This is a genomic window from Ruegeria meonggei, assembly GCF_042768335.1.
Classification (GTDB): Bacteria; Pseudomonadota; Alphaproteobacteria; order Rhodobacterales; family Rhodobacteraceae; genus Ruegeria; species Ruegeria meonggei.
Genome location: NZ_JAXHBT010000001.1, coordinates 2,859,342 through 2,877,500, shown reverse-complemented (window position 1 = coordinate 2,877,500; position 18,159 = coordinate 2,859,342). Strand labels below are relative to the sequence as shown.

13 protein-coding genes, 3 tRNA genes and 2 rRNA genes (1 of these 18 cut by a window edge) are annotated in these 18,159 nt (G+C 55.4%); 16 read left to right on the top strand and 2 right to left on the bottom strand.

Features of this window, described 5'->3' with window-relative positions; genetic code table 11:
• The 6 genes from SJY13_RS14225 to SJY13_RS14200 all read left to right on the top strand — a co-directional run.
• Positions 1-2: transfer RNA gene (locus SJY13_RS14225), tRNA-Ile, on the top strand; it begins 75 nt to the left of the window's first position.
• Between the two features lie 9 nt (positions 3-11).
• A tRNA-Ala gene (locus SJY13_RS14220) sits at positions 12-87 on the top strand.
• A 490-nt stretch (positions 88-577) separates the two neighbouring features.
• A 23S ribosomal RNA gene (locus SJY13_RS14215) occupies positions 578-3,408 on the top strand.
• Positions 3,409-3,629: 221 nt separating this feature from the next.
• A 5S ribosomal RNA gene (rrf, locus tag SJY13_RS14210) occupies positions 3,630-3,744 on the top strand.
• A gap of 151 nt (positions 3,745-3,895) precedes the next feature.
• Positions 3,896-3,972: transfer RNA gene (locus SJY13_RS14205), tRNA-Met, on the top strand.
• A gap of 624 nt (positions 3,973-4,596) precedes the next feature.
• The gene (locus SJY13_RS14200; RefSeq protein WP_377191651.1) at positions 4,597-5,526 is read left to right on the top strand and encodes a hypothetical protein; all 930 of its coding nucleotides are present in this window, start codon (positions 4,597-4,599) and stop codon (positions 5,524-5,526) included.
• A 237-nt stretch (positions 5,527-5,763) separates the two neighbouring features.
• Here SJY13_RS14200 and SJY13_RS14195 read toward each other — a convergent pair whose 3' ends face one another.
• Entirely contained in the window at positions 5,764-6,585 is an 822-nt protein-coding gene (locus SJY13_RS14195) for an SDR family NAD(P)-dependent oxidoreductase (RefSeq protein ID WP_377191649.1), read from the bottom strand.
• Positions 6,586-7,694: 1,109 nt separating this feature from the next.
• Between SJY13_RS14195 and SJY13_RS14190 the strand changes: the two genes are divergently transcribed.
• Positions 7,695-7,895, top strand: coding sequence for an imm11 family protein (locus SJY13_RS14190; RefSeq protein ID WP_377191647.1), 201 nt, complete (start codon positions 7,695-7,697; stop codon positions 7,893-7,895).
• A gap of 433 nt (positions 7,896-8,328) precedes the next feature.
• On the opposite strand, the gene SJY13_RS14185 is transcribed toward SJY13_RS14190, so the two are convergent.
• Complete coding sequence (locus SJY13_RS14185) at positions 8,329-8,526, bottom strand: hypothetical protein (RefSeq protein WP_377191645.1); 198 nt, start codon at positions 8,524-8,526, stop codon at positions 8,329-8,331.
• A 418-nt stretch (positions 8,527-8,944) separates the two neighbouring features.
• On the opposite strand from SJY13_RS14185, the gene SJY13_RS14180 reads away from it, so the two are divergent.
• The 9 genes from SJY13_RS14180 (at position 8,945) to SJY13_RS14140 (ending at position 18,153) form a co-directional block, all read left to right on the top strand.
• The gene (locus SJY13_RS14180; RefSeq protein WP_377191643.1) at positions 8,945-9,439 is read left to right on the top strand and encodes a hypothetical protein; all 495 of its coding nucleotides are present in this window, start codon (positions 8,945-8,947) and stop codon (positions 9,437-9,439) included.
• Positions 9,440-9,607: 168 nt separating this feature from the next.
• Positions 9,608-10,264, top strand: coding sequence for a metallophosphoesterase (locus tag SJY13_RS14175; protein ID WP_377191641.1), 657 nt, complete (start codon positions 9,608-9,610; stop codon positions 10,262-10,264).
• A 216-nt stretch (positions 10,265-10,480) separates the two neighbouring features.
• Positions 10,481-11,929, top strand: a complete 1,449-nt coding sequence (locus SJY13_RS14170) for a mannose-1-phosphate guanylyltransferase/mannose-6-phosphate isomerase (RefSeq protein WP_377191639.1) — start codon at positions 10,481-10,483, stop codon at positions 11,927-11,929.
• A 5-nt stretch (positions 11,930-11,934) separates the two neighbouring features.
• On the top strand, positions 11,935-12,198 hold the full coding sequence (locus SJY13_RS14165) for a hypothetical protein (protein WP_377191637.1): 264 nt from the start codon (positions 11,935-11,937) through the stop codon (positions 12,196-12,198).
• A 108-nt stretch (positions 12,199-12,306) separates the two neighbouring features.
• Positions 12,307-13,296, top strand: coding sequence for a BMP family protein (locus SJY13_RS14160; RefSeq protein WP_377191635.1), 990 nt, complete (start codon positions 12,307-12,309; stop codon positions 13,294-13,296).
• Between the two features lie 39 nt (positions 13,297-13,335).
• Entirely contained in the window at positions 13,336-14,853 is a 1,518-nt protein-coding gene (locus SJY13_RS14155; RefSeq protein WP_377191633.1) for an ABC transporter ATP-binding protein, read from the top strand.
• Positions 14,853-15,923, top strand: a complete 1,071-nt coding sequence (locus SJY13_RS14150) for an ABC transporter permease (RefSeq protein ID WP_377193657.1) — start codon at positions 14,853-14,855, stop codon at positions 15,921-15,923. Before SJY13_RS14155 ends, SJY13_RS14150 begins: the two co-directional genes overlap by 1 nt.
• Positions 15,923-16,864 carry an ABC transporter permease gene (locus SJY13_RS14145; RefSeq protein WP_085823504.1) on the top strand — a complete coding sequence of 314 codons (942 nt, stop codon included), beginning with the start codon at positions 15,923-15,925 and terminating at the stop codon, positions 16,862-16,864. Before SJY13_RS14150 ends, SJY13_RS14145 begins: the two co-directional genes overlap by 1 nt.
• A gap of 2 nt (positions 16,865-16,866) precedes the next feature.
• Positions 16,867-18,153 carry an amidohydrolase family protein gene (locus SJY13_RS14140; protein ID WP_377191631.1) on the top strand — a complete coding sequence of 429 codons (1,287 nt, stop codon included), beginning with the start codon at positions 16,867-16,869 and terminating at the stop codon, positions 18,151-18,153.
• The last annotated feature ends 6 nt before the right edge of the window (positions 18,154-18,159 follow it).

The following is an 18,159-nucleotide window of genomic DNA, read 5'->3' as shown; positions in this document are numbered from 1 at the left end:
CAAAAACTTTTGGGGCCTTAGCTCAGCTGGGAGAGCGCCTGATTTGCATTCAGGAGGTCAGGAGTTCGATCCTCCTAGGCTCCACCATTTGCCTTCGATTTGACCGTTAAGCACCATTTTGGTTCTTCACCGTCCAATCGGACGTCGCTTCTTCGGAAGCTTTGACATCGTTTAGAGAGAAATCAATCAACACTGTTTGATCGTGCCGAGTGTGGCACTGATCTCGGTCGTTTCTGCCATTTGGCAGACGGCGCAGTTTGGGTCTAGCCGGCCTGGAATGCGTATCACGACTGAAACGAACAGAGTTGTCCAAGTCTAATATACTAACCCGAGCGACCTGCGTTGATCAGCTGCACGGCTGAGAGACCATATGGGGTTGCTCAATTGTCCTCGTCCAAGTGGCGGGGGCGGGAAATGTATGTTTTTGGTTCAGAAGAACAGATGACCTTTAGTTACCAGCTGGGTCATCGTGATTGATCTGATCGAACTCTGCAGGCCGCAAGGCCGAAAGAGTTCATGTGCTCAAGTAGCCGAATAGGCGGTAGCACAAGTATCAAGTCTTTCTTTTTCTGGATCAAATCAAGCGCGAGAAGGGCGTTTGGTGAATGCCTTGGCAGCAAGAGGCGATGAAAGACGTGATACTCTGCGATAAGCCATGGGGAGCTGAGAATAAGCTTTGATCCATGGATTTCTGAATGGGGCAACCCACCTGAAAGTTTGTTATTGTTGGCACTGCCAGTCAATAATGGGCTTAACCAGGTATTTATGACCTGAATACATAGGGTTATAAAGGCAAACCCGGGGAACTGAAACATCTAAGTACCCGGAGGAAAGGAAATCAATTGATACTCCCCTAGTAGCGGCGAGCGAACGGGGACCAGCCGAGCCTTGAGAGTGAGAAGAACATGTTGGGAAGCATGGCCATAGCGGGTGACAGCCCCGTATTCTAAGCTCAATGGGACGTATTAAGTAGGGCGGAACACGTGAAATTCTGTCTGAAGATCGGAGGACCACCTTCGAAGGCTAAGTACTCCTTGCTGACCGATAGTGAACCAGTACCGTGAGGGAAAGGTGAAAAGCACCCCGACGAGGGGAGTGAAACAGTACCTGAAACCGAACGCCTACAATCAGTCGGAGCCTCCTTGCGGGGTGACGGCGTACCTTTTGTATAATGGGTCATCGACTTGGTCTCACGAGCAAGCTTAAGCCGTTAGGTGTAGGCGTAGCGAAAGCGAGTCTTAATAGGGCGCATGAGTTCGTGGGATCAGACCCGAAACCGAGTGATCTAGGCATGGCCAGGTTGAAGGTAAGGTAACACTTACTGGAGGACCGAACCCACATCCGTTGAAAAGGATCGGGATGAGCTGTGCCTAGGGGTGAAAGGCCAATCAAACTCGGAGATAGCTGGTTCTCTGCGAAATCTATTTAGGTAGAGCGTCATCCGAATACCCCGGGGGGTAGAGCACTGGATGGGTAATGGGGCCCCACAGGCTTACTGATCCTAACCAAACTCCGAATACCCGGGAGTACTAGATGGCAGACACACTGCGGATGCTAACGTCCGTAGTGGAGAGGGAAACAACCCTGACCTACAGCTAAGGCCCCCAATTCATGGCTAAGTGGGAAAGCAGGTGGGACGACCAAAACAACCAGGAGGTTGGCTTAGAAGCAGCCATCCTTTAAAGATAGCGTAACAGCTCACTGGTCTAAATAAGTTGTCCTGCGGCGAAGATGTAACGGGGCTCAAGCCATGAGCCGAAGCTTAGGATGCCGTAAGGCATGGTAGCAGAGCGTAGTGTGACATAAGACTTATCCTCTTTAGTGTCCTTCGGGGCACCTTGGAGGATCGAGTCTTTTCGATGAAGCCGGCGCGTGAGCGATCCGGTGGAGAGATCACTAGTGAGAATGATGACATGAGTAGCGACAAAGAGTGTGAGAGACACTCTCGCCGAAAGTCCAAGGGTTCCTGCTTAAAGCTAATCTGAGCAGGGTAAGCCGGCCCCTAAGCCGAGGCCGAAAGGCGTAGGCGATGGGAACTAGGTTAATATTCCTAGGCCGTGGAGTGGTGACGGATCTCAGAGGTAGTTCATCCTTATCGGATTGAATGGGCTGCTGAGAGGTTCCTGGAAATAGCCCTCCTATAAGACCGTACCCTAAACCGACACAGGTGGACTGGTAGAGAATACCAAGGCGCTTGAGAGAACGATGTTGAAGGAACTCGGCAAAATACCTCCGTAAGTTCGCGAGAAGGAGGCCCGGTTCCTAGGCAACTAGGGGCTGGGGGCACAAACCAGGGGGTGGCGACTGTTTATTAAAAACACAGGGCTCTGCGAAGTCGCAAGACGACGTATAGGGTCTGACGCCTGCCCGGTGCCTGAAGGTTAAAAGGAGAGGTGAGAGCCTTGAATTGAAGCCCAGGTAAACGGCGGCCGTAACTATAACGGTCCTAAGGTAGCGAAATTCCTTGTCGGGTAAGTTCCGACCTGCACGAATGGCGTAACGACTTCCCCGCTGTCTCCAACATCGACTCAGCGAAATTGAATTGCCTGTCAAGATGCAGGCTTCCCGCGGTTAGACGGAAAGACCCCGTGCACCTTTACTACAGCTTCGCACTGGCATCAGGATTGTGATGTGCAGGATAGGTGGTGGGCTTTGAAGCCGTGACGCAAGTCGCGGTGGAGCCTCCCTTGAGATACCACCCTTCGCACTCTTGATGTCTAACCGCGGTCCGTTATCCGGATCCGGGACCCTGCGTGGCGGGTAGTTTGACTGGGGCGGTCGCCTCCTAAAGCGTAACGGAGGCGCGCGAAGGTTGGCTCAGAGCGGTCGGAAATCGCTCGTTGAGTGCAATGGCAGAAGCCAGCCTGACTGCGAGACTGACAAGTCGAGCAGAGTTGAAAGACGGCCATAGTGATCCGGTGGTCCCGAGTGGAAGGGCCATCGCTCAACGGATAAAAGGTACGCCGGGGATAACAGGCTGATACTGCCCAAGAGTCCATATCGACGGCAGTGTTTGGCACCTCGATGTCGGCTCATCTCATCCTGGGGCTGGAGCAGGTCCCAAGGGTACGGCTGTTCGCCGTTTAAAGAGGTACGTGAGCTGGGTTTAGAACGTCGTGAGACAGTTCGGTCCCTATCTGCCGTGGGTGTAGGAGACTTGAGAGGAGTTGCCCCTAGTACGAGAGGACCGGGGTGAACGATCCACTGGTGGACCTGTTGTTGCGCCAGCAGCAGTGCAGGGTAGCTATGATCGGACAGGATAACCGCTGAAGGCATCTAAGCGGGAAGCCCCCCTCAAAACAAGGTCTCCCTGAGGGCCGTGGAAGACCACCACGTCAATAGGCCGGAGATGTAAGCGCAGTAATGCGTTCAGTTGACCGGTACTAATCGCCCGATAGGCTTGATTTGATCCAGTAATGGAAAGACAACCCACCGCCTCAAGTAGCGAAGCGGTAGGCGAACAAATAAGCCAAAAACATACACCTCATTAAACATGGATGGCTGTGTCGCGCCAAGCGGCACTGTTGATTGACATAACAACCGAGTGGCAACGCGCATTTGCACGCAAATACGCCGCCTGCCACTCGTCGCGCTTTGCAAAGCAAAGCCGCGACGGGGATTTTCCTCGGTTTGGTGGTCATAGCGCAAGCAAAACACCCGGTCCCATCCCGAACCCGGAAGTTAAGTGCTGCCGCGCCAATGGTACTTGGGCTTAAGCCCCGGGAGAGTAGGTCACCGCCAAACCTAGAAAAATCCCCCTCTCTCAAAACGATCAATAAAACGACCCGGCCTCAAGCAAACATGCATCAGGCCAACAAACGGTCTCAAGCAGCCGAATAGGCGGTAGACCAACCAAAGACCTCAAGTAGCGCAAGCATCAGGTCTCAAAAAGTGTCGCGGGATGGAGCAGCCCGGTAGCTCGTCAGGCTCATAACCTGAAGGTCGTAGGTTCAAATCCTACTCCCGCAACCAAAATAAAACACATCATCACAGATGCTTACGCACCGCCCCCGGGCGGTGTTTCTATTTGTGCCAAACCAACTGGAAGCACTGTGGAAGAAAACGGACGCGAATTGGGAGTGTCGCGAAGCCGCAACAGAGATTGCTCGCACAAACCCCGCAAATAAGTCGCGATGAGCCCTAAGCTGCCGTTTCCCCAGTCTCATGTTATTGCAAACGCACCATGGTGGTCGCGGCTTTGAACCGACCTTATTCGCAACCGCAGCGAATAGCAGTTGTGTGGCCTTCTAAGAGGTGACCATCTGGGTTGTCCGTAAATCCGGCCTTACTGAGTTGAAGTATCAACGGCCCCCATGCGCGGTATAGCTATACATAGGAAATGACCCTCCCCGTACGAAACATATAGGTAGGGGCTATTACTACCAGTTGAAATGCTTCGCAGAGAATGGCGGCAGAGAGCCCAAAACGACCGATCCCGCGGTCTGCGCGAATGTCCGTTCTGTTCAGTTGAAGGCCAAAACGTTCCAAAATTAAAACAGTCCTTTCAAAGTGTGTGGCTCGCTGCGTCTAGACGGTTTTCTCGGGCATGTGAAACTGCCGCGGTAGGCGTGTGTGTTTCACAGGGTAAGAACAAACATGGTCGGCAAAGAAATGCAGGACGAGCTTTGCATTCCTTCGGAATTGCTGGAGGCGTTGAACTGGCCGAAGGCTCCAACTGAAATCTGGCAAGAACCGTTCGATTACATTCGCGGTCACTGTGAGCGGATTGCCGAAACCGACAAACCTACCGATCTCTTCGACTTTTGCGATTTCTTTCTCGATTACCAATACATGACGGTTCAGGAAGACCTGCTCGCATTCGCCCTCCCGAAGGCACTGGAAGCTTGGGCGAGGCAAGAGCTCAAAACCCCTGCGCCCGAGCGCTTCAAGGGTGAATGGCATTTTGAGGGTATGTGGGATGCCTTGGCTGACCGGCCGATACACCCCGAGTTCTTCAATGCGGCCCAGGCTAACGCGATGTCGGAGTTTTTGGTTCGCGTGTTGCTAGCGCGTATGAACGAAGAGAAAATGCTTTCGTTTCAAGGGAGCCACGCCAGCCCATACGACTGGATAGGTTTACATGCCACTCTGATCTGGTTGTTCCCGGTCGCTGAGAAAATCTGGAAACGATGGTGGAGCTTCGAAACACCTGAGCTGGCTGTATGTGCCGTCCAATGGCTTTCGGCGTTCATCTACGACAAAGACGATAATCCATACTTCAGATCGTGGACCAGAAGAGATGGAGGTGGCCCGCCGACAGTGTTCGAAACCCATCACATGCGTACTAATGCGGCACCGTTGGCAAATACAGATTTTATTTGTTCAATCTTGACCAAAGAGGCGGTTGAAGAAGCGTTACTTCGTGCCACCAAGGTATTGTCAAATCACGAACGCGCCGATCAGGTATATGAAACTTGGCTTGATCTCTCACGGCGATCCGACGAGTTTGAAGTTCGCGCCAAGAAGTTTATCGCCCTCATGCAACGAGAGAAACAAGAGATGGTGATCTCGTGGGATGATATCTAGACGGTTTGACTCTGGGAAACTTAAATCTCACACGCTTCTGTCACCTGCGGTAACCCGCAGTTTTTGGCCAACTCATGGTTCCGAGAGCGGGCATTGGCGCAACTGCGGCGAATGGCAGTTTTGTCCGCGTTGCTGACCTTGATGCCGTCTGACCCGACCCGATGACCTATTGAAACCGTCAGATGACCGGTTTGAGCCCATTTTGCCGGATGCTGCGGCTTGCATGAACGTCGACTTTCAGATTCCCATGGGGACGCCACCGGCGACAGGCAGGTTAATACCGGTGACATACTGTCCAGCCGGACCAGCCAAGTATGCAACGGCATTTGCAACATCATCCGGTAGGCCGGCAGAACGGAGCGCAACACTTGCATACCGGCGTTTTCGTATCGCCTCTAAACTTTCCCCTGCTTCTGCCGCTAGCCGTTCATTTGCCGCCTCGTGCATGTCGGTTGCTATGTAGCCGGGGCAAACGGTGTTGCAGAGAATGCCATCCGGACCGAACTCTGCCGCAAGCGTCTTTGTAAACCCCACGAGCGCGTGTTTCGTCGCCGTATATGCTCCGAAGCCCGGCTCTGCTCCCAAGCTCCCAGTTGAACCAATACTAATGATCCGACCACCGCCATGCTTTTGCATATGAGGTATGACCGCTTGTGACAGCATCATAGGCCCCAGCACGTTCACGCGGTAGCTCATTTCCCATTCGTTCGGGGTGGTTGTCAAAAAATCCGCTGAGCCTGCAAGGGAACCTGCATTGTTAACGAGAATGTCCAAGCTGCCAAAGTCGGAGATACAACGGTCAACTGCCGAGGATATCTGATCCGAATCGGTCACGTCGAGCGGCAGTGCCAACGCGTCCGTCCCGGCATTCCGAATGTTCTGTGCAATCTCTTCGAGCCGCGCGAATGCATTGTCTACGGTGGTTGGGGCGAGGCGATCCGTCACAACAACTTTTGCGCCATCGGCAGCCAATCTCATCGCTATTGCGCGACCGATCCCCTGTAGGGCGGATGCGCCAGTAACCAGCGCGACTTTTCCATTCAATTGGTTCATCAGCATAAAAGGGAACGAAACATCATCTGTGTCAAACGCTTAAGATGGTTTCAGAGTAATTTCCGTGTTGGCCAAACGAAATATCTGGATGAAGCAGCCTTTGGTGAAGCCGCAGCGAACGGCAAGTTTGTCCCGCTCACCTACCATTTGCCGACTGGTTCTGAACGTCCGGAATGTGCCGCTTGCGGTCTACTGCATAGGCGAAAGGCAGAAGCGGGAATAAGGGCAGCTTCGGGCGCAGAGCTACCTTTGCCCCCATTCCCTTGTCGTCGCGTTTAAAAGCCAAGTCGCTTGAGATTATACGCCATGCGGGACACAGCCGCCCTGGCTTCATCTGGCTCAATGACCTCATAACCGCACTGTCGAAAGGTGCCTTTCGGATGTTCTCTTCCAGTTTTTCTAAGATCGAGCTTTGACACACACTTTGCATTATTTGAATTTTCTCAAAACAACGATAGTTTGGCAAAGGCCAAATCCAGCTCCCTCAATCAAAATAAAACGTATAATATCAGTATTTTACACACAACCATCGGGTGGTTCTTTGCGTTGGCGCTGATGGCGCTGGAAGCAATAGGAGCGAATTGGGCTTGTGGCCACGGCGGCGGTAACGGACAACCATACGGGACGGGGTGAAATGACACTCTAAGGGTTTCGGCAAAGCCGCCGTTCGCATACAGCATGTGCAAGGCGCAACCCATACGCGCATTTGAACGTTTCTGATCCTGAAGGGGATGCTGCCTTTCAGGAGCGATGCGAGGATGCATTGGAGAAGAAACTATCCGAACATCCTGAGTATGTATTTTGAGGTACTACGATAGCCCAATGAAGAAAGAGAACTTACCTAAATTTTTTGTGAGATGGCTTTGATCTTTCTATCTGACGTAAAGCGCGATCTGCACCTATGCGCACGCTTTTCAAGTTAGTGCTTCGGAAGCACATGTGAAACAACACGAACTGCAAGAGGAAACACATCGCTTACGTTTGCCAATATCCTTCAACAGCACCTTATCTACAAGGCTTCGATTTGCCTGGTTGGGAGGAAAAATATGACGCAGGAAAGATCGCGAAGGATGTTCCGACCGTTTTTCATCAAGGCAATCGTCGTTTAGAACCAGGTGAGGCGCCAGAACACGTGTTGTTTTCCAAGAAAGCCGAAAAAACTGCCGGACATTTTTTCGGCCAGAAACGGGGTGCGCATCATCACAGACAGGGTGCGACAGATCTTGGAGGACTTTGATCCGGGCGTGCATCAGATCATCCCGATCGAAGCCGTATACAAGGATGGGTCGAAACCCGATGCCCTATATTTTTTTTGAACGTGACCAAGCATCTCGATACGGTCAACGATGAATTGTCCAGCGTTGGGATGGCCTGGCAGTTTTCAGGAGCGAAAACGTCAGAGCGAATGGAGCTTGATCCGCCATCGTCGCGAAATTTGATCTTAAGAAGAGAAGCTGCAGAGGGGCACCATTTTTGGCGAGAGAAAAGGTATCTTTCCTTGCCGCTTTTAATGTCGACGAAATGCACGCTGAGTTCAAAGCTCAAAAGATCAAAGGTTACAAATTTTGGCGCGCCGAAGAGCACTGAAACCTCAATATTCTCAAAAATAGCATCAAGATCTTACTGACGGGGCTGCTGACCGATGACTTCCTCTGTGCAAATACATCACATCATTCCGACCGCCGTTTACGCCGAATTCGCTACACGAATAGCTGGCTGGACAAACGGTCAGTTCAATCAAGAAGCGATCTATAACAAGTTACCTGCAGCAACGACGGCCCAAGGCGCCACGGCAAATGATGGTTTGAGGAAGAGGTGCTCCGCGTCATTTCGAATGTTCGCAAGCGACGTCAATCGCGCCCAATCCAACTCCAAGTCCAAAGATTTGAACCGTTCCTCAATCTGGCGACGGTCAATTGTGTTGCGATGCGCCTTCTTCGGCTTCATCAGCACTGACCCGTTTTCCTGTTTTTCTGGGACCAGATCCTTGTATATCAAAGACCCTTCAGAACCTTCCGGCGAAGCGTTCCACAGGACTTGCTTGCACAGCAAGAGAACGCCGGCATAGAGATTTCGAATGGCCGAGAGTAGGCGGCGCTCATCATCCGCTATGAAGTCCTCTAACCCGAACCTCGACCCAAAAGAAATTCCAAAACATAGTCGTCGATCGCACTGTCACCGACATATAGCGCCAATAGGATGACTGGCGCAGAAGTGGTGCAAACGAAGTTTTCACATTGGTCCATTTAGTAAAATTACGATTTAAAACATCGGTTTAAGACCAAATTTTCCCCATGCCGCGCTTAGCGCAGGCATGCCGTTTCTTTAGCCCTGATCCAGAACCACTGGAATCGGAGTTAAAGAGATGCAGGCCAGGGATGAGGTGTATTCGGTCAATTGCCCGAGGATCCCCCGGCGGTTGGTGATGTACCTGCTGGCCGTTGCGGCAATGATGTATTCGACAAATATTGGGGCACAGACCCCACGGTATCTCGTGGTCGGCAATGACAGGGGTGGATATTTACATGACCGTCTGTTGGAGCTTGAAAACCTGGAACGCAACGGTGTGCAGGTCCGGATTCAAGGACGGGTGCGCTTTTCAACCTGTACGATGTTTCTCGGACTGCCAGGTACATGTGTGGACCCGAATACGATATTTGGATTTCACGGACCGTCCCGCGGCGGGCGACGACTGTCTCAGAAAGACTTTGACTATTTCAGCCGGGTTATGGCGGACTACTACCCGGAACCCCTTAAATCATGGTTCATGGACAAAGGGCGCAATCGGGTCACAGGAGTCTACCGGATCAAAGGGTCTGAGATCATCCAAATGGGCGTACCAGCCTGCCAAACAGCCTGAAGACAGGCTTGCCCGGACCAACCGTCACAGGTATCACTCTGTGATCCATTTCGATAGCGACTTCGGGAAAATCACTCGGAAGGTCATTGCAGCGTGCTGCCATCTCTCCCTAACCTCTTCGGACGCCGTTCTGTTTTTTTGACGCCTGCCCCGGATAATCCCATCTGTGTGATTGGTGACGTGCACGGCTGTATAGCTCAGCTTGAGATGCTGTTGGTCCAAGTGCCAGAGGATCATCAAGTTATTCTGGTTGGTGATTGCGTTGATCGCGGCGAACACAGCGCAGAGGTGCTGCGCTTGATCAGTGCGCGTCCGGAATTCACCTGTTTGAGGGGCAACCATGAGGAGATGCTGTTGCGGTTCCTCGAAAGCCCCGAGGCCTACGGACCGCGATGGCTGCGCTATGGCGGGCTGCAAACTTTGGCCTCATTTGGTGTGCGGAGCGCCAGGGCAGAGATGAGCAAATCAGAATTGCGAGGCTGCCGGGATGCATTGCTGGACGCGATGGGGGACGTTCTATGTCAATGGGTGCAGGGGCTGAAGACGTCCTGGTCTTCTGGCAATGTGCTGGTCACCCATGCGGGCGCGGATCCTAATTCAGATCCAGCCCAGCAATCCGATACATCGCTGGTTTGGGGACACCCGTCATTTCAAAAAGTCGATCGGCGCGATGGAGTTTGGGTGGTTTACGGGCATACCATCGTTGGTCAGGCAGGTGCCACAAGGGGGCGCATCGCGGTGGATACAGGTGCTTATGCGACAGGTGTGCTGAGTGCGGTATGTCTTGACGGAAACGAGCCGAGGTTTCTGACGGCACGCCCGTGATTTTGGACTGTTGCCATTCTCTCAAGCCCCAAGTTTCTGTTATTTAGTTATTTTTCACACCCTCGGGACGCATTCTGCCCCGCACGAAAAGAAACATTTATCCTGCTGAGGTAGCAGCAAAAAAGCTCTTTTTCTGGTTGATTTCAGTCTTGGACTTGTCACTGTAACTCACATTCAATAGGACCAAGTTAAAGTTGAACAGATTTCGAGCCCAATATGTTGATCACTCCAGTTCTCCTCTGCGGAGGTTCCGGTACGCGCCTTTGGCCTTTGTCCCGCAAAAGCTATCCCAAGCAATTCGTGCCATTGGTAGGGGAAGAAACTCTGTTTCAGGCATCCGCACGACGGCTGTCGGGCAAAACCGGAGATCTGAGTTTTGCCGCGCCGGTTGTGCTGACCAACTCGGATTTTCGGTTCATCGTTGTGGAACAGCTTCAGGCTATTGGGATTGATCCGGGGACGATCATCATTGAACCCGAAGGGCGCAATACGGCTCCGGCCGTTCTGGCCGCTGCGCTGCGTGCGTATCACGAGGACAAGGATGCCGTTCTTTTGATTGCGCCGTCGGACCACGTTGTTCCGGATGCCGCTGCGTTTCAAGCGGCAGTAGCGCGTGGTCTGGACGCGGTTGCACAGGGGCAACTGGTGACGTTTGGGATCATGCCAACCCATGCCGAGACCGCCTATGGGTATCTTGAGCTCGCAAATACGCCGGATGAAAACGGCTCGCCTGTTCCACTAAAGCAATTTGTCGAAAAGCCAGACCTGCCCCGCGCGACCGAGATGCTGGCGGCCGGAACCTTTAAATGGAATGCGGGGATCTTCCTGTTCCGCGCCAGTGAAATCATCGCGGCCTTTAAGACACATGCGCCCGAACTGATTGAGCCGGTCACCGCAGCGGTTGAAACCGCAACCGCGGACCTTGGGTTCCTGCGCCTGAACCCCGAACCTTGGGGGCAGGCCGAGGATATCTCGATCGATTACGCCGTCATGGAGAAAGCCACAAATCTGTCGGTGGTTCCGTTTGATGCCGCATGGTCAGATCTGGGCGGCTGGGATGCGGTCTGGCGCGAAAGTGAGCCGGACGCGCAGGGCGTGGTGACCAGCGGTGGCGCGACCGCAATTGACTGCCACAACACGCTCTTGCGGTCGGATAGCGACCAACTGGAAGTAGTTGGTATCGGTTTGGACAACATCATTGCCGTGGCGATGAACGACGCGGTTCTGGTTGCCGATACATCGCGGGCCCAGGACGTTAAGAAAGCTGTTTCCGCATTGAAGGAAAAGGGCGCGGCTCAAGCGACGACTTTCCCCAAGGACCACCGCCCGTGGGGCTGGTTTGAAAGCCTTGTGGTCGGTGACAGGTTCCAGGTGAAACGGATTGTGGTTCACCCCGGTGCGTCGCTGAGCTTGCAGAGCCATTTCCACCGGTCTGAACATTGGATCGTTGTTGAAGGCACCGCCAGTGTGACGATTGACGACACGCAGCAGTTGGTGACCGAAAATCAGTCGGTATACATCCCGCTGGGCGCGGTCCACCGGATGGAAAACCCGGGTAAGGTTCCAATGGTCCTGATCGAAGTGCAGACCGGTGCTTATGTCGGCGAAGATGATATCGTTCGCTATGAAGACATATATGCGCGGGGCCAGGGGGCAAAAGGCTAAGCGTCGTGAAGATCGCAATTGTTCACTATTGGTTGGTGGGCATGCGCGGTGGAGAAAAGGTGCTTGAGGCCTTTCTGGATCTTTATCCGGATGCTGTGATTGTCACCCATGTCTACGACCCCGGCTATGTAAGTGACAAAATCTGGCAACACGAGGTGCGGCAAACCTTTATTGGTCGGCTGCCTGGTGCCAAGGCGTACTTTAATAAGTATCTGCCATTGATGCCGATGGTGGAACTCGCGGGTTTTCACAGGGTTGTTGTGTCCTAAGGCTTGCTCAAAAAGCGGCTGAGGCCCTCTTGGACGCCATCGCCGTGGATCAAAAAATTTGACTAAATAGTAAAAAAATGCTCGCATCCTGCAAAACAGGAGAGAGTGATGACCCAAAACAGATTAACACGTCGAGTGCTGCTGGCTGCGGTTGCTGCCGCCTCAACACTATACTCCGCCGGGCTGGCTGCTGCCGAAACGGTCAAGGTTGCTGCGATTTACACATTGCCGGTGGAACAGCAATGGATCAGCCGCATCCATTTGGCGCTGAACACTGCGGCCGATCGCGGAGACATCGAATATGTGTTCTCGGAAAACGTGGCCAACACGGATTATGAACGGGTGATGCGCGAATATGCCGAACAAGGCGCGCAGTTGGTCGTAGGTGAGGTTTTTGGTCTGGAGCGCGCCGCGCGCAAAGTGGCGAAAGACTATCCCGACACCGCCTTTCTGATGGGCTCGTCCTTTGGTCCGGTCGGACCCAATTTCTCGGTTTTTGACAACTGGATTCATGAACCGTCCTACCTGACCGGCATGGTGGCTGGTGCAGCCACCGAATCCAACGTGATCGGTATGGTCGGTGGCTATGCGATCCCTGAAGTGAACCGGTTGATGAACGCGTTCATGGAAGGTGCGCGCGAAGTGAACCCGGATGTCACCTTTCTGGTGACCTTCATCGACAGCTGGTACGACCCGCCAAAGGCCAAGGAAAGCGCCATCGCGATGATGGATGCGGGTGCAGACATTATGTATGCCGAACGCTTTGGCGTCTCGGACGCGGCGGTTGAGCGTGGTGTGAAGGCCGTGGGCAACGTGATCGACACGTCCGGCGATTACCCAGGCACTATCATGGCCTCGGCCCTTTGGCATATGGAGCCTACGATCGACAAGGCCATCTCGAACGTGGCCGACGGATCGTTTGAGGCGTCTGATTACGGCCAGTACAGCTTTATGGGCTATGGCGGTGGATCGATGGTTCTGGACGAAGCGCTGGTTCCGGCCGAGGTTCTTGAGGCGGTCAATGCCCGGCAAACCGAAATCCTTGAAGGTCTGTACCGGGTTAACGTAAATGACGACCGCCCGGTCTCGGACAATTGATTGCAATCGGGTCGGCTCCTGTGCCGGCCCGCTTTTCCCATGACTGATTCCATAGTTCTCAAGCTCAATGGGCTGAGCAAGCGTTTCGGCTCGGTCGTAGCCAATGACGACGTCAGCCTGACCCTGAACCGGGGTGAGGTGCTGGCGCTGCTAGGCGAAAACGGCGCGGGCAAGACTACGCTGATGAATATGCTATTTGGGCACTACCTGCCCGATGCGGGCACCATCGAAGTGGCGGATGAGGCTGGCGAGCTGCAACCGCTGCCGCTGGGCCAGCCGCAAGTGGCGCTGGGTGCGGGCGTTGGCATGGTGCACCAGCATTTTACGCTGGCCGAGAATATTTCGGCCCTGGACAATATCACGTTGGGGTCGGAACCTTTGTTTGCGTTGCGCCGGAACCGGCGTGAGGCCCGCAAGAAGATCGAGGCGATCATAGCCCAAAGCGGATTGAACGCGCCGCTGGATACACCTGTTGGGCGGTTGTCTGTTGGCGAACGTCAGCGGGTTGAGATTCTCAAGGCGCTGTATCGGCGGGCTCGTATTCTGGTGCTGGACGAACCCACGGCGGTGCTGACCCCGCAAGAGGCTGACACGCTGTTCGAGAACATTCGGATGATGACGAATGAAGGGCTGTCGGTCATCTTCATCAGCCACAAACTGCGTGAGGTCCTGGCCTTTTCCGACCGCATCGCAGTGCTGCGCCATGGGCACCTTGTCGGTGAAATGGCGACATCTGAGGCGGACGAAACATCCATAGCGCGGATGATGGTTGGTGCGGAAACGCCCGAACTTGCGAGCACCAGAATCGCGCCGGGCTCACCGGTTCTGACCCTGTCTGGGGTCTCGGTCTCGGGTCGGTCCAAACGGGATACGCTGAGCGCGGTTGATCTGACCGTTCACGCGCATGAAATTCTGGGGATCGCCGGGGTTTCGGGCAACGGGCAGAGCGGGCTGGCCAACGTGATCTCGGGGTTGGCGCAAGCTGAACGGGGTCTGATTAAGGTCAATGAGGTGGAAATTGACGCGCCGACCCCAGCCGCGATGGTGCACGCAGGTGTGGGTCGTATTCCCGAAGATCGCCACCACGAAGGTATTGTCGGCGCGATGAGCGTGGCCGAAAACATGGTTATCGAATATCTGGATGACCCGGGCGTGCAATCGCGCGGTCTGTTGCGGCATGAGGCGATTCAGTCCAACGCCGAACGTCTGGCCAAAGGCTATGATGTCCGCGGCCCGGGTGTGGACGCCCCGGCACGGCTGCTGTCGGGTGGTAATATTCAGAAACTCATTCTGGCGCGCGTATTCGACCGCGCCCCCCGTCTGATCCTGGCCAATCAACCAACACGCGGGCTGGACATGGGCGCGGCGGCCGAGGTCGGGCGGCGCTTGCTTGAGGCGCGTGAACGCGGGGCTGGTGTTGTGTTGATCTCGGAAGATCTGGACGAGATTCTGGGCCTTGCCGACCGGATCGTCGTGATCCGCGACGGAGAACTGCACGAAGCCCCTGGCCGCGATCGGGAACAGATCGGACTGATGATGGCAGGAGAACCGGCATGATCCGTATTGAACCGCGCGAGACGCAATCGCGGACCTTCGCGCTGGGTGTTCCGATCCTGTCAGCAGTGATTGCGCTGGCCTTGGCCGCCATCCCGTTGCTGGCCGCCGGGGCTAACCCAATCGTGGCTTATGCCGAGATGTTTCGCGGTGTGTTTGGCTCTGTTTTTGCGTTTTCCGAAGTGTTGACCCGTGCCACGCCGCTGATCTTTACCGGTCTGGCTGCCGCTTTGGCGTTCCAGGCAAAGCTGTGGAATATAGGGGCAGAGGGGCAGCTATATCTGGGGGCAATGGCTGCCGTAGCCATCGGGTCCGGGGTGCTGGATGTGCCCGGTATTCTCCTGTTGCCGCTGATCGTGATTCTGGGCGCGGCCGCTGGCGCTGCGGGGATGGTCGCCCCTACCTATCTGAAAACGCGGTTCGGCGCGGATGAGGTTGTAACCACGCTGCTGCTGAACTTTATCATTCTGATCTTTGTGCAGATGATGCTGGAAGGGCCTTTGCAGGACCCGATGAGCTTGGGCTGGCCACAATCGGCGCCGGTTCTGGATCAAGGCATGCTGCCCCCGTTGATGGAGCGGCTGCGGGTGCATTCCGGGCTGATTTTGGCTCTGATACTGGCCGGATTGGCTCAGTTTATGCTGGCGCGCTCGGTCTGGGGGTTTCGGTTGCGGGCGGTAGGTGAAAACGCCGCCGCTGCGCGCCATGCCGGGATCAACGTGAAGCGGTCCCTGTTTGGTGTCGCCATCCTGTCGGGTGGTCTGGCCGGTCTGGCGGGGGTCAGCGAAGTGGCGGGGCTCAAAGGCTATTTGACCGCCGATCTGTCGCCCGGATTTGGCTATACCGGCATCGTTGTGGCCATGCTGGCGGGCTTGTCGCCGGTGGGTGTGGTGATTGCCGCGCTGTTCATCGCTTCGGTCTTTGTGGGCGCGGACAGCATGAGCCGCGCCATGGGCGTGTCGTCCTTTCTGGCCGATCTGGTGGTTTCAATGTCTTTGCTGTGCGTGCTGGTCGGCGGCTTTGTCGCCCGTTACCGGATCGTTCGGTCCAGTACCACGAGGGCCGCCTCATGATGGACATACTCAACATCCTGTTGTCCGAGAGTTTCTGGGCTGCGTCCCTGCGTATCGCCACGCCACTGATCTTTGGCGTGCTGGGCGCGTTGATCTGCGAGCGGGCGGGGGTGTTGAACCTGGGGATCGAGGGGATCTTTGTCGTCGGCGCCATGTGCGGCTGGATGGCGGTCTGGCTGGGCGCTGGGCTGTGGGGTGGCGTGTTGGTGGCGGCACTTGCGGGTGCGTTTTTCGGCCTGTTACATGCGATCCTGACCGTGCCGCTGGGCCTGTCGCAGCACGTCTCGGGGCTGGGGATCACGCTGTTTGCAACCTCGGTCAGCTATTTCACCTATCGCACGGCGTTGCCAAACGTATCCTCGCCGCCGCGGATCGAGCCGTTTCAGCCACTGGACCTGCCGATCCTGTCAGATTTGCCATTTTTAGGGTCTGTTTTGTTCCAGCAAACCGCATTGACCTGGCTGGCCCTGCTGCTGGTCGCGGTGGTGTGGTATGTGATGAACCGAACAGCGCTAGGCGTGGCGATAAAGGCTGTCGGCGACAATCCCGACAGTGTCGATGCGCAGGGCCTGTCGGTCTATGCACTGCGGATGGGCGCGATCACCGTGGGATCAGCGCTGATGGCGCTGGGCGGGGCATTCCTGACCATGAGCGCCTTTGATGCGTTTTTCTTCGGCATGGTCAATGGGCGTGGCTGGGTCTGTATTGCGCTGGTGATCTTTGCCAGCTGGCGGCCGGGCAAGGCCTTGCTGGGTGCGTTGCTGTTTGGGGCCTTCGACGCCCTGCAAGTGCGTCTACAGACCGAGATCGGTGCGCTGGTGCCAGGGCAGGTGTTCCTGATGGCGCCCTATATTCTGTCGATCATCGCCCTTGTGATTGCGGCGCGCTCGGCAGACTATCCGCGTGCATTGCTCACCCCTTGGTTCAAAGGCCAACGCTAATCATGCTTGATCTGCTCATCAAAAATGCCACTCTGCCCGACGGCCAGACCAAAGCGGACATCGCCTGCAAGGATGGCAAGATCACTGCGGTCGAGGCCGGGATCACAGCCGAAGCCGCCGAGGTCATCGATGCTGAGGGCCAACTGGTATCCCCGCCCTTCGTTGATCCGCATTTCCACATGGATGCCACCCTGTCGCTGGGGACGCCACGCATGAATGTCTCTGGCACCTTGCTGGAAGGCATCGCCTTGTGGGGCGAGCTAAAGCCGATCCAGTCAGTAGATGACATCGTCGCCCGCGCGCTGCGTTACTGTGAGTTGGCCGTTGCCAAGGGGATCGGCGCGATCCGCAGCCATGTGGACACCTGCGATGATGAACTCAAGGGCGTGCAGGCTCTGCTGCAGGTACGCAATCAGGTGAAAGACTACCTGGACCTGCAATTGGTCGCCTTCCCGCAGGACGGTGTTCTGCGTGATCCGACCGCGATGCAGAACACGATTCGGGCACTAGATATGGGTGTCGACGTGGTGGGCGGTATTCCGCATTTCGAACGCACCATGGATGATGGGGCAGAATCCGTGCGTCTGTTATGTGAAATAGCCGCTGAGCGTGGTCTGATGGTCGATATGCATTGCGATGAAAGCGACGACCCGCTGAGCCGCCATATCGAAACGCTGGCCTATGAGACGCAGCGTCTTGGACTGCAGGGCCGGGTGGCCGGATCGCACCTGACCTCGATGCATTCGATGGACAACTATTACGTCTCGAAATTGATTCCGCTGATGGTCGAGGCCGGGGTGCACGCCATCCCCAACCCGCTGATCAACATCATGCTGCAGGGCCGACACGACAGCTATCCCAAACGCCGTGGCCAGACCCGTGTGCGCGAGTTGCGCGATGCAGGGATCACGGTCGGCTTCGGCTCGGATTGCGTGATGGATCCGTGGTATTCGCTGGGCAACGCCGACATGCTGGACGTGGCCTTTATGGGGTTGCATGTTGGGCAACTGTCCAGCCGCGCCGATATGGCCTGGTGTTTCGATGCCGTGACCGAAAACTCGGCCCGGATCATGGGGCTGCAGGGCTATGGCGTGGCCAAAGGGTGTGACGCGAATTTTGTGCTGTTGCAGGCGACCGACAGGATCGAGGCGATCCGGTTGCGTGCCCATCGTCTGGCCGTGGTGCGCAAAGGCCGGATCATCGCCCGGTCAAACCCGGTGACGCATGCGCTGAACCTGCCCACTGGCCCGGCCATTCTGGACGAGGCGCGGGTGCCGTCTGACCAATGACCGCAG

Excerpts from the sequence above, each read along its gene's own strand:
- SJY13_RS14200 (WP_377191651.1), top strand. The coding sequence starts at position 4,597 with ATGGTCGGCAAAGAAATGCAGGACGAGCTTTGCATTCCTTCGGAATTG.
- SJY13_RS14195 (WP_377191649.1), bottom strand. The coding sequence starts at position 6,585 with ATGCTGATGAACCAATTGAATGGAAAAGTCGCGCTGGTTACTGGCGCA.
- SJY13_RS14185 (WP_377191645.1), bottom strand. The coding sequence starts at position 8,526 with ATGAAGCCGAAGAAGGCGCATCGCAACACAATTGACCGTCGCCAGATT.
- SJY13_RS14180 (WP_377191643.1), top strand. The coding sequence starts at position 8,945 with ATGCAGGCCAGGGATGAGGTGTATTCGGTCAATTGCCCGAGGATCCCC.
- SJY13_RS14170 (WP_377191639.1), top strand. The coding sequence starts at position 10,481 with ATGTTGATCACTCCAGTTCTCCTCTGCGGAGGTTCCGGTACGCGCCTT.
- SJY13_RS14160 (WP_377191635.1), top strand. The coding sequence starts at position 12,307 with ATGACCCAAAACAGATTAACACGTCGAGTGCTGCTGGCTGCGGTTGCT.
- SJY13_RS14155 (WP_377191633.1), top strand. The coding sequence starts at position 13,336 with ATGACTGATTCCATAGTTCTCAAGCTCAATGGGCTGAGCAAGCGTTTC.
- SJY13_RS14145 (WP_085823504.1), top strand. The coding sequence starts at position 15,923 with ATGGACATACTCAACATCCTGTTGTCCGAGAGTTTCTGGGCTGCGTCC.
- SJY13_RS14140 (WP_377191631.1), top strand. The coding sequence starts at position 16,867 with ATGCTTGATCTGCTCATCAAAAATGCCACTCTGCCCGACGGCCAGACC.